Origin of the sequence: Methanobrevibacter sp. (genome assembly GCF_045646205.1) — an archaeon.
Lineage (GTDB): Archaea > Methanobacteriota > Methanobacteria > Methanobacteriales > Methanobacteriaceae > Methanocatella.
This window is the reverse complement of sequence record NZ_JAZRKF010000039.1, coordinates 98,123-117,012: the sequence shown is the minus strand read 5'-3', so window position 1 is coordinate 117,012 and position 18,890 is coordinate 98,123. Positions and strand designations below refer to the sequence as shown.

5 protein-coding genes are annotated in these 18,890 nt (G+C 33.8%); all 5 read right to left on the bottom strand.

Annotated elements, in window-relative coordinates; genetic code table 11:
• Positions 1 to 38: 38 nt before the first annotated feature.
• Positions 39 to 2,267: a hypothetical protein gene (locus ACKI44_RS07930; RefSeq protein WP_407423238.1), complete on the bottom strand. Its 2,229-nt coding sequence runs from the start codon at positions 2,265 to 2,267 to the stop codon at positions 39 to 41.
• Positions 2,268 to 2,310: 43 nt separating this feature from the next.
• Entirely contained in the window at positions 2,311 to 11,052 is an 8,742-nt protein-coding gene (locus ACKI44_RS07925) for an Ig-like domain repeat protein (protein ID WP_407423236.1), read from the bottom strand.
• A gap of 148 nt (positions 11,053 to 11,200) precedes the next feature.
• Positions 11,201 to 15,442 (bottom strand): C1 family peptidase, encoded by a 4,242-nt coding sequence (locus tag ACKI44_RS07920; protein ID WP_407423234.1) that lies wholly within the window; start codon positions 15,440 to 15,442, stop codon positions 11,201 to 11,203.
• A gap of 123 nt (positions 15,443 to 15,565) precedes the next feature.
• Positions 15,566 to 17,860, bottom strand: a complete 2,295-nt coding sequence (locus ACKI44_RS07915) for a hypothetical protein (RefSeq protein WP_407423232.1) — start codon at positions 17,858 to 17,860, stop codon at positions 15,566 to 15,568.
• Between the two features lie 110 nt (positions 17,861 to 17,970).
• Entirely contained in the window at positions 17,971 to 18,777 is an 807-nt protein-coding gene (locus ACKI44_RS07910) for a DUF4013 domain-containing protein (protein ID WP_407423230.1), read from the bottom strand.
• Positions 18,778 to 18,890 lie beyond the last annotated feature (113 nt).

The following is an 18,890-nucleotide window of genomic DNA, read 5'->3' as shown; positions in this document are numbered from 1 at the left end:
AATGAGCAAAAAAATAAAAAGAGAATAAGAATATTCTCTTAAGAAATAGTTATTGTATTTGCGATATTTAACTCATCATAAGTCGAGGTGATAATATATTTTCCAGGCTGTAGATTAATATTTAACTTGGCAACCCCATTATTATCAGTTTGGCGAGTATAAAACACACCATTTACATTAAATACTATATTCTGACCGCTGAAAAGTTTTCCTTGACCATCAAGTAATGTTGCCTTAAACTGTGTTCCATCACGATATGACATTGAAATATCGCTTGCGGATAAAACAGACTTTATGGTAATATTATTAGCTACCCTACATCCGCCATATTCAGCAGTGATTATATAGTCTCCGGTCTGCAGGTTTAAATTTAGCTTTGCCCAACCGGTTGCATTAGTCTGGCGAGTGTAAAATACTCCATTGATGTTAAATGTTACATTTTCACCGGCACCAACAGGATTTCCATCATCTCCAATCAATAACACCCAATATTGAGTTGCATTTCGATAATATTTTACGACATCCTTATTCTGAGCTATTTTAGGAAGTATCGTGATATTGCTTGCAACGCTTTCACGGGTTACCGGATTAAGTGCAGTAAGAATGTAATTGCCCTGTTCCAGATTCAGATTCAACCGTGCCACACCATTTGTAACTTTTCTGTTATACATTACCCCATTGATATTGAATGTGAGCATTTCACCATCGGCCAATGGCTTTCCATCAAATCCGTATGCTGCAGCATAATACTGCGTGTTGTTTCTGAATACTTTTACGACATCATTAGCCACAATTGTTGGCTTAATAACTATTTCATTTTCCAAATAGCTTGGTTTATAGTCTGTTGAATTAAATATTACCTGAGCCAAATATTTTCCACTATCAAGGTTTAAAGCAAGAGATGCTGATCCGTTTGCATCGGTTTTTCTTGAGTATTCAACATCATTTAATATTATCGTTAACTTTTCATCTGAAAGCGGATTTCCATCAACATCAGTCAATACCACCCTGTAACGTGTACCGTCATGATAATACATCGTGACATTGCTTGCGGTTAAAACACTTTCTTTTATCGGATCAACTGCATTGGTTAAAAGCTGTTTATCAACAGTCACATTAACAATCATGTCATCTGTTGCATTCAAGACAACGAAGTCATATTTACCCTTTTTCAATGTGAAGTTACTTTCCAAAACGCTTCCGTTAACAACTGCAATACTACCAGTCATGTTTGAAATCAGCGCATTTTCAGAAGTACCGTTCCAGTATAAATCTACATAGAAATGATTTGACTCATTTTTTAAGTCTAAAACAGCATAAACATCAGGTTCATAGCTGGAATCTGTCAATACACTATCCCAATCAGGATTGTTTTCACCCCACCAGTTATAGTTGATATCCTCTTCGTAGTTGTGAATCAGACTTGTTGGAGTGTCCAGTATTTTAGAGTAATTCATGATAAAGCTTGATCTGCTTGCATAGATTCCTCCCAAATCTCCTGCAGAGTTATTGGAAAAATAAGAACCCGTTACGCTTAACTCACACCAGTTGGCCTGACCGCCATATGAAAATATTGCTCCTCCGAAATTGGCAGCATAGTTATCTATAAAAACACAGTTTTCAATTATGCTTTTTGAAGCCCATGTATAGAAAGCTCCACCGTAAGAATCATCCCCCACTGCCTTATTGGCTATAAATACTGAATTGCGAACAGTCAGTTTTTCTCCCTGGCTTTTGATAGCACCTGCATTTCTGTATGCAATGTTTGAAATAAATGTGGAGTTTTCGATTGTTGCCTCACCGATGTTTGATAAGGCTCCGGCATCCCTTCCGTATGCTGAGTTATCTATAAATTCACAGTTGATTACCTTTAATTTACCGGTATTGTCAATGGCACCGCAATTGTAGGCCGTGTTATTGACAAATCTTACATTTTGAAGTGTTAATTTACCCTCATTTGCAATAGCTCCTCCGAAACTGTCAAAATCAGCATTCATAAAAGTCAGATTTGAAATTACAACATTGAAATTTTTTATAGACAGTATTTGTGTTTGACATCCGTCAATTATTGTCCTGTCAATTCCCTGACCAGTAATATTAACGTCTCTTGAGATTTTAACCGCATCAGCATTGCTTTTGAAATAGGTATCCTCATTTAAAACAATATTTGTATCTGTTGTATTTAATGCATCTTCCAGACTTGAATCAGCAAAAGAAATTGGTAAGATTAAAAAGATGATTAAAAACAGAAATAAGATTTTTTTCATGATAATCCTCCTAAAAAATAAAAAATTAGAGGTTTTTAAACCTCTATCTAATAGTGATTGTGTTTGCTACATTACATCCATTATAACTGGAAGTTATGATATATTGTCCGCTCATTAAATTAATGTTTAAGCGTGCAATACCATCAATGTCAGTAGTTCTTTGGTAGAATAATCCATTAATGTTGAATGTAATTTCCTGGTTGGCATATGGCTTACCCTGACCGTCAAGCAATTTAGCTTCAAATTTAGTTCCGTCACGATAGCTCATAGTAATATCCTGAGCAGACAATACAGGAAGTACCTTAATATTGTTAGCTACTCTACAGCCATTATATTCTGCCGTGATTATATAATCATTAGGAGGCAAGTTAATATTCAGTTTAGCTATTCCTGATGCGTTGGTTGTACGTGTATAGAACACACCGTTGATGTTGAAGGTCACATTTTCACCTGCACCTACTGATTTACCATCGTCACCTATTAGTTTTACGGTGTATTGTGAAGCGTTTCTGTAATATTTGGTTAAATCATTGTTTTCAATGATTCTTGAAATGACAGTAATGTTATTGGCCGTCATTTCACCGGTTTTAAGGTTCATTGCTGTTATTATGTATGTGCCCTGTTCCAGGTTAATGTTTAATTTTGCTAATCCTTCGTTTCCTCTAACATAACGGTCATAGAATACCCCATTAATGTTGAATCTGACCATGCTTCCGTCAGGCAGATAATTACCCATATTATCTTTGAATGTTGCATAGTAATGAGTTCCATTTCTAAATACTTTAACTACATCGCTACCGTTTACAGTAGGTAGAATAGTTACAACGGAATTAACAGTTTGATTGACTGCAATTACAGTTACATTATAAACTCCACTGTTTAATCCAAGAGCAATGCTTGTTGTTCCGTTTGCATTTGTAGTTCTGTCATAATCAACACCGTTGATGGTAATTTTAACGGCCTTATTGGCTAAAGGATTATCATCACAGTCAGTTACTTTTACTACAAATCTTTCAGAACCGCTGTAGTATTTAGTCACATCCAGAGCGGTGACTTTATCAGACATGTCCCTTGCAACATCAACATTAATGCTTTTTGCTGAAGGAGCATAGTTTTCATCTCCGGAATATGTAATGTCAACACTATGATTTCCAACATCCAAATCGGAAACTGTAATTGTAGCACTTCCATTGACAAGTTCTTTTGTGTAGTTTTTACCGTCAACACTAACAGTCACATTTCCTGTTGCATCAGAAGGTAAAGTTACATCAACAGTTAAATCTTCGCCTTCAGTGATATTGTCTGCTTTAATTTCCATTTTCGGATCTATTTGAGCTTCCTTGACTGTTAATTTTACAGTTTTTGAACTTTCAGGATATTTGTCATTACCTGAATATGTTACTTCAGCATCATATTGGCCTGCCTTTAAATCAGGTACAGTTACACTAGCCTTTCCGTTTTCAATATCGGAAGTATAAGTTTTTCCGTCCACATCAACGCTGACATTTCCTGTTGCATCAGAAGGTAAAGTTACATCAATTGTTAAATTTTCGCCTTCCCTGATTTCAGGAGCGGTAACGTTCATACTTGCAGGTTCAACCGCTTTTATTATTGCAGTCTGGATTGTAAGGTTTTCAAAACCGCTGTATGAGTAGTTCGCATCAATCAGATGTGTTCCTTCAGTGACTGTGTAATAGGCAGTGTAGAGATGATTTGCTAATGTAGCATTAATTTCAGCTCCATCAACAATGAATACCAAATCAGCTCCTTCAATAATGTTTCCGTTATCATCTAAAAATACTGCAGTTAATGTATATTCAGCACCAATAGCTACAGTGTAAGTTTCATTATCAAGGATAACAAGATATGTAGGTGTTGTAATATATACATCTGAGTATAAAGGATTGTCAAATGTATTGTTTTCAAGACCTAACTGACCGAAGTTGTTTATTACATATTTTGAAGGATTTCTGGAGTCTTTAATTTCCGTTGATGTTACATTCACAAATCCTCTGTTTAAAAGTACGGTCTGCTCACCGATGAATGTTGAGTCTACAATTTCACCAAAGGAGTACATGTTTGTAACTTCAATGTCCAAGTTTACATTGTTGTTTTCAAATGTACAGTTATTTGCAAAGATATATGAATCATATTCGTTGTAAAGGTCATCAGTTCCGTAAACATAAATCAGATTGTCCATTCCAGCAGTGTTTTTCCTGAATGTAGTGTTTTCCAAGGATAAAAATCCTGCAACATTTCCAATACCTGCAGAGTTATATTTAGCAGTGTTCTGTTCAAATAATGAATTTGAAATCAATACAAACGGACATCCGGAAACTCCCATGTAGATTGCTCCACCATCGTCTGCAGTGTTATTTATGAATGTACAGTTGTCTATTCCCGTGAAATAAATTGTAATTGTAGGGTCTATGTACGGCCCGATGGAAGTTACTGTGTTATCAAGTTCCATCGCTCCTCCGCAGTCCTGTGCAACGTTGTTTATGAAGTTTGAATCATAGAAGAATGCATTTGCATAGTAGTTGTAGAATGCTCCACCAATTGCTTCTTCATCTTCATAATCAGTGTGGACCCTTAATGCTTTGTTTGATGTGAAATTAGATCCAATAACTGTTAGATTTGCACTTCCGGCATATACAGCTCCGCCTCTAAATCCAGTGTTGGAATCAAAGAGACAGTTAATAATGTAGTTGTCAGTGTCATTATCCCCAAGGAGGTGTATTGCTCCACCGAATGATGATGCGAAACTGTTGGTAAATGTTGTGTTTTCAATTACCAAGTCACCTGTGAAGTCCTTAAATATTGCTCCACCGATTAAACCTGCTACATTATTGTTAAATTTGGAGTTGACAATATTCACTCCACCGATAGCATAGATTGCTCCACCCTGATCTGCGGAGTTATTTTCCAATGTACAATTGTCAATATTTAACTGAGCATCGAAGAATACGTCAATAGCTCCTCCAAATCCAACATCACCTTCTTTGTGACAATTTGCCAAAATCAGATTTTTCAATGTTAATTCAGAGCCTGTATCAACGAAGAATAATCTTCCGCCATTTCCTTCAAGGGTAATAGGTGTTTCATTCAGGGAAGTTATTGTTATGTTTTTAGTTATTGTCCATGGTTCAGGGGCACGGTATCTGTGTCCGACTTCGATTTCATTAATTATATAATCTCCAGGAACACCTTTTATTACATCACCGTCAACTGCTGCTTCAACTGCTTCGGCCAATGTTTCATAACCGACTTCATTGATGAACCAGTAGTTTACAATGTTCACTCTCAATACTGCAGGAGTGACTTTGGCTTTAGGGAAGTCAGATGAAGCACCTGAAATTGTATATTCGCCTGATTCAAATCTCCAGTTGAATGTTGCACTTCCATTAGTTACATTAGCTTCACCGACTTTAATTCCATTTACAGTAAATTCAAGGTTTCCGCCACCAATAATATTACCCATATCATCGGTTACGGTTGCATTTAAAGCTACAAGACCTCCATCAACTTTTATGGTCTTACCGTCCAGATATGTGATGATTGCATTGGAAATGCTTCCATCGCTTAATTCATATTTGACATCGGTGTTGTTTTTGGAGTTGAGTGAATCTGCAACTTTGACCGTTTCACCGCTGAACTGGTTATTTGTTAATTCGGATGAAGCAAAAATGTAAATTACACCCTGATTATCTTCAAATTTATTATTATTGATTGATGTTTTACTATCAGCATTGATTATATCATTATTTTTAATAAATTCGTTTCCAATGACATCAACATCACCTTCAGCCACATCGATAGCCAAGTTATTATTTTCAAATTTGGAGTTTGATATTATTGCATCGTTTTTGATTTCCAATGCTTTGGAAGAAATGTTTGCAAATGTTGTATCATCAATTAATGTTTCTGCTGAAGTTGAAATTCCTTCACCGATGAATTCGGATGAATAAACCTCAAGATTATCTCCTGAGGATGTTAGTTTAGTGTTTTCGAATGCAGAATTATAAATAGATAAATCACCGGAATTATGATTAATTTTACTGTCAGCGAAGTTTAAACTGGTTATGGAAGTATTCGCATTAATTGTAAGGGAATTTGTTTTAATAGTTGAGCTTCCATTACCGATAATATTTACAATATCATCAATGATTAAATCGCCTTCAGTGAAAAGTCCGTCTCCAACTACAATTGTTTTATTGCCGCCTGCCAATTTATTCTGATTGATTGCTGCAGCGATTGTTTTTAAAGGACTGTCATAAGTACCGTAATTTGAATCATTACCTTCTACATCGACATAAATCTTATCCTCTTCAGGAATATAAACTTCAATTGTTAAGTTTGCAACATTAACATCCGCAACATAAACACTTACCAAATCATTATTAAGAACATAAACATTATATTTGGACTCACCGATGTTTTCAGCGATTGTAATGTCTTCAGGTGATAGCTGACCGACTTCAGCAGTCAAACTGACATCGACATCCGGCATGAACTCATCCAAATCATTTAATGTTTTACCGTCACTGGTTGATTTAAATTCAACAGATATTGTGAAATCATGTTTTAAAACAATTTCAGTATCATTAATTGAAGGAGATAAAATTACCCAGGCGTCTTTATTTAATAATGAGGATACTGCATCATCACCAGGTTTTGTGTTATTTCCCCAGAAATTATATTTTGCATTACCTTCAACGGTTGAGTATATCATCAGATTATTAGCCATTTTATTTCCAATAAAGTTAGAATAGCTAATGTCAGCAGTATTGTCCCTGATATTTATAATACCTTGAACAGAACCTGAGTTTCCGGTTGCAGTGTTATTGATGAAGTTTGTTTGAGTTATTTTTGTGTTTGCATATGAAACTATTGCACCGATTGGTCCTTTATTGGCAATGAAATTACATTTGTTTATGGTTAAGTTCTTTGCGGAGTTATTTGCTGATGAACCCATGTCAATGGATCCTGCAGTGAAACCGTTTCCTCCAGCAAATGTTAGACCTTCCAAGGTCACGTCAACGTCCCCACCAATGTATAAATGGTTTGTATTTGCATCGGAATAAACTAATACATCCCCATTAGCTAAAATGTATACGCTATCAACCAAGCTATATCTGTTAAGGACATAATTACCTTCATCGACGATGATTGTTTTATTTCCGCCCAATGCGTTATTCCTGTCTAAAGCTTTTGAAATTGTTGCATATGGATTTTCCTGAGAACCATCACCTGAAGTGTCATTTCCTTTTGTTGATACATAAATTGTAGTTATAGGAATTACTTCAGCAACACTGAATGTTGTATTGGCAATGCTTGATTTGAAGTAACTGTCTCCAGTATAATTAGCATATGCAGTATGATTGCCTGCTTCAATGTTTGGAATAGCTTTTGAGCCTTTAGAGTTATTTAACTCAATGACATAATCTTTTTTATTAATAGTTACGACAACACTTCCTGTTGCTCCTTCAGTTACATTTACATTAACTATTAGCAAGTCACCGAATGTAATGTTTTCAATATTGATAAATACTTCAGAAGCATCCTTATCAAGGAAAAATGAACTTTCATTTACAAATCCTTTGTATTTATCATCACCAACATATGATACGACAAGGCTGTGATTTCCAGGAATTACATCTAAAGACATGATTGCATGGCCGTTTTGAGCCTTAATGGAATTATCGGCACCATCAACGTTAATAGTGACATTGTTTTCTAAATCATTTGGAACCTCAACATCAATGGTAGTGGTTTTTCCAGGACTGACGGTAATATTCGCATTAACATCTATTTTTTCAGAGTCGATTACCTTAAATGAGTAAACATAATGTCTTGCATAGTCACTTGTAAAGTTAATGTATTCAGAACCGATTTCATTTGCATAATATTTAAATTCGGCAAGATTTTTATGAAGAACAATAGTTTTAGGATTAACCTCACCTATATCTGGTGAGAGGTAAATGAGTAAATCGTGTACTGATTCATCTAAATTATATATTGTTCCATTTATATCGGTACTTACAAACTTAGCAGTTATGTTAATGACATCTCCCTTGTGAATAACACTAGTGTCTCTATCAGCGTCCATGATGACCCATTTTTCAACAGCCTTATTGACACTTACAAAGCCTTTTTGCTGACCACCCCAATAATTGTTTTCAAATGAGAAACTACTTTCATTGTCATCTTCAATTTCTTCAACATAAATTACTTTATTATAATCATCCTCAGTGAATAAAATAGAATAATCAATATTGAATGTAATCGGACTTGCAAGAGGTAAAAGATGTATAGTACTTCCTTTATCTGTTCCAAATCCTACATTATTGTCATAGAAATAACTTCCGGTAATGTCGGTTAAACCGCCGTAAACATAAATTGCTCCACCGTCAATTTCAGCATAATTGCCTATGAATGAAGAGTTTTCGATGACTGTTCCAATGCTTGATTGGGAAAATATAGCCCCTCCACCACCATAGGTTAAAGTAGTTGCAACAGCAGTGTTATTTATGAATGTACAGTTTGAAATATAGGTATCAGCATCATAACTTACATAAATAGCCCCACCTAAAGTAGCTTCATTATCTTCAAATACGGTATTTGTAATCTGCAAAACACCAGAAGTAGCCCAGATAGCTCCACCTTGGGAAGCTTGAAGTCTTGCAGTATTGTTATGGAAATTTGAATTAGTTACATATACATTTGAGCTGTCTATAGCTATTGCTCCGCCCCTAATTGCAACATTATCATAGAATTCACATCCGTCAATATAAACTGTAGAATGTTCAGTTGCAGTTATTAGGGAACCCGGAACAGGAGTTGCATAACCATTTGTGAATGTTAAATTAATAAATCTGGCAGTATTTGCCTTTTCAATTGAAAACATTCCTAATCTACCATTGTCCTGTCTTAAAATGGTTTTTGAACCTTCACCAACAATAGTTACTTTATCCGTGAGAGTGTAAATGGATATATCATATACTCCTTCTTTTACATGGATTGTTTTTCCTCCGCCAAGCATGGTATTAACATATAATCCCATCTGAACTGATTTGATAGGATTGCTTTCGGTTCCGTCACCTGTTTCATCACTACCGTCTACAGATACCCAAATTACATCAATTCCAGGATCTATTGGAGGCATGTCTCTTGATAAATCAACAGGAAGAGAACCTGTAACTGTTACAGTATAGTCATAATCCGCCCTGGTGATTGTAAAGTTGACATAATAGAGTTCATTTTGTGTTACCAAATGACACCTGCTCAAATCAAAAACAAATTCATAACCTACAACCTTATAGGCATTACCATTGATTACACTGATATTACCATTATGATTTAACCATCGGATTTCATAAGAGTAACCATCCAGAATTTTTTCAGGTTCTCCATAATTATCCGTAATTATTCCAGTTACATTAAAGGATGAACCCTCAACCATTTTAACATAATCTGGATTGAAAATCATATTGTAATCAGCTTCAGTTGAAATAGCTATTGTATTGGTGATATTGCAAGAATCATATTTGCCATCCCCGTTAAAAACACTTACAGTTCTATATTTACCGAACTTTTGGTTTTTAAGGTTTACAGTAGCAATACCTGATGCGTTAGTTACCGGATTGAAAGTAAATACTTCATTATAATAATTAGTTAAAGTGATGATAATTTCCTTATCCGCAATAGGATTTCCTTCATCATCAATCAATTTAACAGTGAATGATTTATCCTGACCCTCAAGCATGCTAACATCATTTGCTTCAAGTCTGGCATTATTTTCCAAATAAATGACATTAATATTATCTGAAGTATAGATTGTATTAGGAGTGTTATTTTCTATAATATTATTTCCTAATGTGAGATTAAATTTTTTATAGCTAGAAGCGGAATCATAAATCAAATAACCTTCTTCATCATTTATGACATTTCCCCTAAATTCAGAATTGATAATAGTCATATGGCCGGCATCATGCGCATAGATAGCAGAATAATCATCCGCCTTATTTCTTATAAATTTACAATTATCAAATACTGCTGAAGGAGCATTATTATATAAATGAATTGGAGCAGCAGTATTATCTTCAAAAGTTGTATTAATTACATTTAAATTAAATGAACGGCCAATGGATATTGCTGAACCTTGATCCCAACTTCTATGAGTTTTTTCATTTCCGGAAAATACTGAATTTTGAATTGTGATTTCTCCAGAAGTTAACCAGCTTGAATAAACGGCAACAGTACCGTTTTTATTATTCTTAAAAATACAATCATCAATGAGCAAACCATTTACAGAACTTTCCACAAATATTGCAGAACCAGAATATTGTGTTGCTGATTTATCATAAGCATTTGCAAAAGTCAATGACTTTAAAAGAATATCAGACTTTCCATCGATTTTAAAGATGGTGCTTTGACCATTAGCATTCAATATAACCCCATCACTGGATTCACCAATGATTGTAATATCTTTATTTATAACAATCTGATTTGTAATGTTATAATTACCATTTTCTATATAAATATTCGAATAAACAGTAGAATCAAAAGCATCTACTGCAGCAGAGACGGAGTTAAACGGATTTGATTGTGACCCGTTACCCCCATCATTTCCAGTCGTTGAAACATAGACAACATTTCCATCAGCAGTTAAAGTATTATCAGCATCATTAACAGACAAATCCTGAGCAAAAGAGCTAGGAATTAATAATAATGTGATAAAAACTACTAAAAGAAATAATATCTTTTTATTTTTACTATTAAACATTTTATTCCCCATTATTTTTTGAAACGAATTTTAATTCATAACGATATTATCTTTGTTTCTCAAAGTATATAATTATTTTTTGAAAAATCAAAAATGAATAAAATAAGTAAAAATAGAAAAAAGAGAAATTCAGTCTTAAATAAAAAAATTAATGGATGATAATAGTGTTTGCACTATTAAGACCATTATATGAAGTAGTAATGATATATTTACCACGCATTAAGTTTATATTCAAATTAGCAAATCCAGTACTGTTGGTAAATCTATTATAGAATACACCATTAATATTGAAGATCACTTCCTGATTCGGATAAGGATTGCCCTGACCATCCAATATCAATGCCTTAAATCTTGATCCGTCACCATGATTCATCTCCATATCCTCTGTTTCAATAACAGATAAAACAGTTATATTATTTGAAACCCTGCAATCACCATATTCAGCAGTTATAATATAATTTCCAGGATTTAAATTAATGTTTAATTTGGCAAAACCGCTTTCATTAGTTACACGATAATAGAACACACCATTGATATTGAATTTGACCGTTCTTCCGGCTAATGGCTCACCTTCATCACCTACAACTTTAAGAGTGTATTGGGTTGCGTTACGGAAGTACTTGACAATATCATAATTTTCAGTAAATTTTGATAAAACAGTGATTTTACTGGATTGCATCTCATTAGTTAACGGATTGGTTACAGTTAAAATATATTCTCCAGCATGAAGATTAATATTTAATTTAACTATTCCACTTTCATTAGTTGTTCTATTATAAAATACACCATTGATATTCATTAAAACACTTGTTTTTGAAAGAGGATTTCCTTGACTGTCCAGAATTAACGCATAAAACTGAGTTCCATTACGGAAGTATTTAACAACATCTTTTGCAACAATAGTGGATAAAATAGTGACATTGCGAGTGATATTTGACGGATTGTATTTTTTCTCACCTAAATAGAACACATTTACAGTATAATTGCCGCTGTCGAGATTTATCGCAATTGAAGCGGAAGCATTGGCATTTGTGGTAACAGTATAATTTACATTATTGATATTGATTATGAGAGTTCTGTTAGTCAATGGATTACCGTCAATATCAGTTAAATTAACCCTGAACCGGGTTCCATCCTTATAAAACATTAAAACATCAGATGCATTTATTGAAGTGTCGATTGAAGATACATTGAATGAATCAGTGATACTTACAGGATAGTGATTATCCAACTCAATAGTAATATTTACCAAATAATTGCCTAAATCCAAATCAGTTAAGTTTAAAATACCCACGTCAGAACAGTTTACTTCAAATGTCTCATTATTGATTTTTACAGGAACAATTAACGGTTCGGATGAATTTATAATCAATAAAACATTGTCAAAGTCCTGAATAATGTCCAAACTAATATCAAGTTCAATCGGTAAAATCGTGAAGCTACAAGATGCATTTGATGCAATAAATCTGTTTGAACCATTGAATAAAACTAAAGCACTATAATCTCCAGTATCCAACTTATCAGTAATGTTGAATATCTGATTTGAATTGACAGCATAAGTTTTATTGTTTATGATTAAAAGCAACTCATCATCAATCAACTCTCCATTAAGGGATGTTAAAGTAATATTTGCAATCAAATCCTGTGAATATGTAATATTATTTATTGAAATATCTAAAATTACATCTGATTTGACAATTGAAATATTGAAAGTCTTATTTGATGAAATATAATAATCTGAAGTGAAAGTTAAACAAACACTATGATTACCTATTGAATTAAAAGAAATAGTAGTATTTATCAATCCGTTATTTACATTTAAAGTCTTTGTTGTGTTTTCATAGACAATAGTTAAAATTCCGTCACTTACAAGATTACCATATTGGTCAGTGATATTTCCGATTAAATCAATGTCTTTTAGAACCTCACTTGAATTTACCGCATTATTTAAATTGATAGTTGAAGAAAGCTCCCCAAGGGTTGTAAAGGCTTTAATACATGCTACCTGTGATTCATAAATATGATCATAACCTGACATTTTATAATCATATAAGTCATACCAGGTTTTTCCATCATATGAGAAAAATGAAACACCCGGATAATAGGATATTCTGTTTTGACGTATACATTCGGATACAGGGAATGAAGCAAACTTTGATGCGTTAATCCTAATAGCTATCTTAAACTCATCACCCTCTTTAAGAGGTATGAATTCATCCAGATTAAATGTATAATAACCGCACTCAGATAAACCGGATTGAGTAAGCTTCAATACATCATTGACATAAATATAAGCTTCCCAGCTTGTTGTGATATTGAAATAAGTTGAAAATGCGGTTAATAATTCATTTCCGGTAGCATTAAACAGATTTTCATACCAAATAGTATCCTTTCCGGTTACAAAGAAATCAGTAGCACCAATAATATCATACTGATAGTTTTTATCAAATCTTTGAGTATCATTTAAAATAAACGTATAACCACCTATTGGGTCACCGACTTCAGCAAATTTTGCATCATAATATGATACATAGAAATATCCGTCATTACCCCAACTACTACCCCAACTGTTTTTAACAATCCATGCACCGTTTCCAGGAGCGGTATATTTATAATTGTATCTGGAATAGCCATCATCCCATCCAACAATGGTTACTGCATGGTTTGCATATTCGCCATCACTTCCGTCATAATAATAACCTTTTGTACGGGAATTCAGATATGTGCTTGAATAATACAATGCTGTTGAAACTGCACCATATTTCATTAAAGCCTCTTTTATCCCATCATTGTCAGTATAGGAACTTCTTGGAAGGCAAACAATATTTTGAACATGTATCATACTATTTAAAAGAGGAGATACCAAAGTATAATCATCGGTTAAATCATCATCTTCAAATACTGGACCCATCCAACTGACCAGATAACCGAAGGACATGTACTCATTTCCACCCCCATTAGTCTCACTGGCCCATCCATAGTCAGAATACCATTCAATTAAATTCTTAACGTTTTCTTCAGACAAGTCCAATGTAGTATTTGATGCCTTTAAAATACATGATTCCAAGGCGGCAAGTGCAGAAAATGCCCAACAGTTACCACTGGTTTCCTGATCTTTAACTGATGTTATCCAACCATAATCTCTTAAATCAAATTTTTCAGGCAATGTTCCATTAAAATTGGAATCATCATACACATACATCGTATAATTACCGTTTCCAATGTTTAAATTCAATTTGTCTGTTTCATAAGTGTTTGGATGAGATCTTGCACTATTCTTAATAATGTTATTTGAACTGATAACTGTTTTATTATTTGAAAATGAATAAAGAGCTCCTCCACATGTATAAGCAATATTGGACGTGAGAGTTGAATGGGTTAAGGTAAATGAAGTGGAATTATCAATAAACAACGCTCCACCATCCTGAGCCACATTGGAATTGAAGTAGGAATTGGTAATGGATATGGAACCATACATCTTATAAATGGCTCCTCCCTGGTATTTAGCTCTATTGGATGAAGCGGTAATGTTAACAAAAGTTGATTTTGATGTTAAATCACAAATTGCACCACCGAATGTTGCATTACAATTAATGAACTGGCTGTCCTTAATGTTTAATAAAGAATCAACACCATAAATTGCTCCACCAGCATTATGAATTGAATAATCACTGTCAAAAATGGAATTAGTGACTGTAAGCGTTGATGTTTGTTCACAGGCAATAGCTCCACCATACATGAAAGCAGCATTATTTACAAATCGGGAATCAGTGATTGTTGCACTTCCCCCACCCATATATATGGCTCCACCATATACAGCATAGCTATTTCTAATCGTACAGTTAGTCAGATAAAGATATGGATAATAATAATCGCCGTCATTAAAAATTGTTCCGCCAAACGAATTGTCATATTCATCTACAGAATCGGCAACACCACCAGAAAAAATAACGTTTGTTGCACGGATTGTTCCATGATTAGTTAAAGTGGAATTTATAAAAGTCATATTTTGAAGAGTTAATGTCCCTGAAACTGAAAATAAATCACCATTTCCAGTGAATATTGTTTTTTCAGCATCTTCACCAATCATAGTCATAGAAAAAATACTTTTAGAAGTAGACAATGAATATTCACCGTTTGCAAAATACAAAATTGAATTACTTGTTATTCTTGATGGAGTAACATACTTATACGGATTATTATGAGACCCGTCACCATCATTTTCGACTGTTGAGTTAAAATAAACTTCATTGGCACTTAAAACATCTGATGAATCATAATCAATTGCAATTTCATCAGAAGTTTCATTTAAATCCAAAGCAAAACCAGTTGGAATTAAAAGCGTCAATAAAATTAATAAAATTAAAGTAAAATGTAATTTTCTTATCAATTTCCCCCACTCCAATATTAAAATAATCGATGTGAAACTAAAAACATCTCATCATATTATAAATATAAATCGTTAATAATATAAAAATCTATTATCAAAATGGAAAAAAAGAAGAAAAAATAACTAATGAATAGTTATTTTATTTGCGATATTAAGCCCATTATATGTTGAAGTAATAATGTAGACTCCAGGCTGCAAGTTAATGTTTAGTCTAGAAGTACCGTTAACATCGGTTAAACGATTATAAAAGACACCATTAATATTGAATGTTATGTTTTGACCACTGAGGGGTTTTCCCTGACCGTTTAAAAGATTTGCCTTAAACTGTGTTCCGTCACGATATGACATTGAAATATCGCTTGCAGACAATACAGGCAAAACTGTGATATTGTTTGCTACCCTGCATCCGGCATATTCTGCAGTGATTATATAGTTACCCGGCTCCAGATTAATGTTTAATTTAGCAATTCCTGAAGCGTTTGTTGTACGTGTATAGAATACTCCATTGATATTGAAAGTAACATTTTCACCGGCGCCTACAGCTTTTCCATCATTTCCAATGAGTTTTACAGTGTACTGAGAGTCATTTCTGTAGTATTTGATTATGTCATTATTTTCACTGAATTTGGACAATATCGTGATGTTATTGGAAGATTGCTCTCCGGTTACTGTATTCAGTGCAGTCAGGATATATTCACCGGCCTCCAGGTTAAGGTTGAGCTTTGCAACACCGTTTTCCCTGACAATACGGTCATATAAAACACCGTTGATGTTGAACTGAATGACTTCTCCGTTAGCCAGATAAGTTCCATTGAAATTTCTGAATGTTGCATAATACTGAGTATCATTTCTAAATACTTTTACCACATTATTTCCTTTAACGGTAGGTAAAATATTAACGCTTGAAGTCGTGTTGCAGCTTAAATAGTTTTCAAGCTGTGAAAGATATACCACGTCCACTGCATAAGTGGCGGAATCGAGATTGAGCCCTATTGAAGCACCGCCGCTAACATTTGTTGTTCTGTTGTATTCAACCCCATTGATTCTTATCATCACTGACTGGTTGGCCAGAGGATTTCCATCAATATCGGTTAATACAACCCTGAAACGTGTACCGTCATGATAATACATCTCAACATCATCAGCCGTTAAAAGTGTTTTGATTTGAGGGCTAACAGTGAGATTTTGAACTTCACGATCAAGACAAACACTGACAGTTGAATTTTCACTTAAATTGAACTCATATTCCCTTGAAAAATCAACATCATCAATTACTGTAGAGTTTATAGTGATGTTACCAATCATTTTAGGTATTTCACTTACGATTTGAGAGGTGTTGACCCAATAAACTCCTGTTTTAACAGTATTTTTATTATTTGTCACTTTTAAAGTCGCATAAATGTCCGGTTTTGGTGAAGTTACTATTTCAGTGAAGATAGGGTCATTTACACCCCACCAGTTATAGTTAAGGTTGACCTGTGAGGTTTTTAAAACGGCCACACCATCCAATATCTTTGAATAAGTGACATTTACGACTCCTTCATCAATTTCCAAATCACTGCCGTTTCTTGCATAATTGTCTTCAAATACACATCCAGTAACGTTTAGTGCAGTGCTTTCCAGATTTCCTCCGCCGATAAATATTGCACCGCCGTAACCTCCCCAGTTACTTTTGAATGTTGAATTGTATATTTCAGCTTTAGAAGCCCAGATATATACTGCGCCACCATAATCATCCAATCCATATGCATTGTTTCCAATGAACGTTGAATTTATTAACTTGAACTTATTTCCCTGATGTTTTATGGCTCCGCCATTTCTTGTTGCATCATTATTTATGAATGTTGAGTTGATAACTGTCATATTTGCCATATTTGATATTGCACCACCATCAAGACTAAGTGCCCTATTTCCTTCAAAATAAGAGTTTATGACAAGCAAATTACCGCTATTATCTATAGCGGATGAAGAACGTGCCATGTTATTTATGAACCTTACATTATCCACAGATAGATTTCCATTATTTATTACCGCAGCGCCGACAGAGTTTGAAAATGCATTTGTTAATGTCAGATTAGCCAGTATGACTGTTGAGGCATTGCTGATTTTAAATAAGATTGCACGATTTCCTGCATCCAAAACTGCATCATCTTCACCTATTATATTTACCGATTTTACTATATTGATATTGGTCTCAGAATATGTTCCGTTTTCCAAAATGATAGTGTTTTTATCTTCACTGACATCACCTAAAGCCTTTGAAATGCTGTTGTAGGGATTTGAAATACTTCCGTCCCCGTCATCACTGGCATCAGGAGAAACGTAAATAGTACTGTTGTTTGCACTAACAACAGGCATCAGCATACATATTGTAAAAACAAATATGAAAAACAGAAGAAACTTTTTATTTTTAATCATGATTTCCTCCAAAAGCAATATGAAAATGCTTTCCTTATAAAAATCTTTAAGATTAATAATATTTAAAATTAGTCAAAAACAGATAGAAAAAAAGAAAAAAAGGTTAAGGTTTAAATTTCAGAATATAATAAACCCATAGCCCTGTTTGAAAATAGTAACATAAATGGTCTAAGGACTAAAGTTGCAACAATAACTCCAACAAATGGAATTATAGAAACAAATCCTATAACAAGTCCTATTAAAGAACAAATTACTGAAACGACAATGATAAATCCTAAGACTTTTAAAATACCGATTTCTTTTAAATCTGACCAAATTTGGCCAAAGCTGAAAGCCTCTCCGATACTGCCGTATTTTGCTAATCTGCAGATTCCGATTTCAAGGAAAAGACCGAATATGACAAATAAGATAATAGCAACAATAGAGGATACAGCAATAGCTGTGAATAAACCACTCCAAGCTTCTTGAGGGATTGAATTCAATACTAAATTAAGTTGAGTGCTGTTTCCAGAAGCTGCAGCAGCCAATGTATCTTGAGTCAATATTTTTGAAAGAGGACCTGAACCGAGTGCAAAAGCGACAACAGTAGTGACGAGTGTAGGAACCAATAAGTAAACAATTGAAACTAAAATATATTTAAGTCCATCCACGAAATTAGTTGCCCAATCGAAATCAGGTATTACATCATCCATTTCAATACCATGTTTCATTACGCTAAGTCCATAACCTAAGAGTAGGATATTTGCAACTAGAGCAATGATACCGAAAATTAAGCCTAATGTTCTATTATAAATTCCAAATTGAACAAATATGGCTGATAAACTAGTTAATACACATACTACCCCTACAATTAGTAGTTTCGTATAATCAGAAATAGGGTATTTTAATGAATTACTGAAAATTTCACCAAATTGCATAAATTTCACCTTTTAAAAGTTATTACTCAAATGAGTATATAATTATTATCAAAAAAGAAGTATATAAAGATTTAGCAAAAAAATGAATAAATCATCAAAATTTTTCAAAAAAA

Coding starts and splice junctions, on each gene's coding strand:
- ACKI44_RS07930 (WP_407423238.1), bottom strand. CDS start 2,267: ATGAAAAAAATCTTATTTCTGTTTTTAATCATCTTTTTAATCTTACCA.
- ACKI44_RS07925 (WP_407423236.1), bottom strand. CDS start 11,052: ATGTTTAATAGTAAAAATAAAAAGATATTATTTCTTTTAGTAGTTTTT.
- ACKI44_RS07915 (WP_407423232.1), bottom strand. CDS start 17,860: ATGATTAAAAATAAAAAGTTTCTTCTGTTTTTCATATTTGTTTTTACA.
- ACKI44_RS07910 (WP_407423230.1), bottom strand. CDS start 18,777: ATGCAATTTGGTGAAATTTTCAGTAATTCATTAAAATACCCTATTTCT.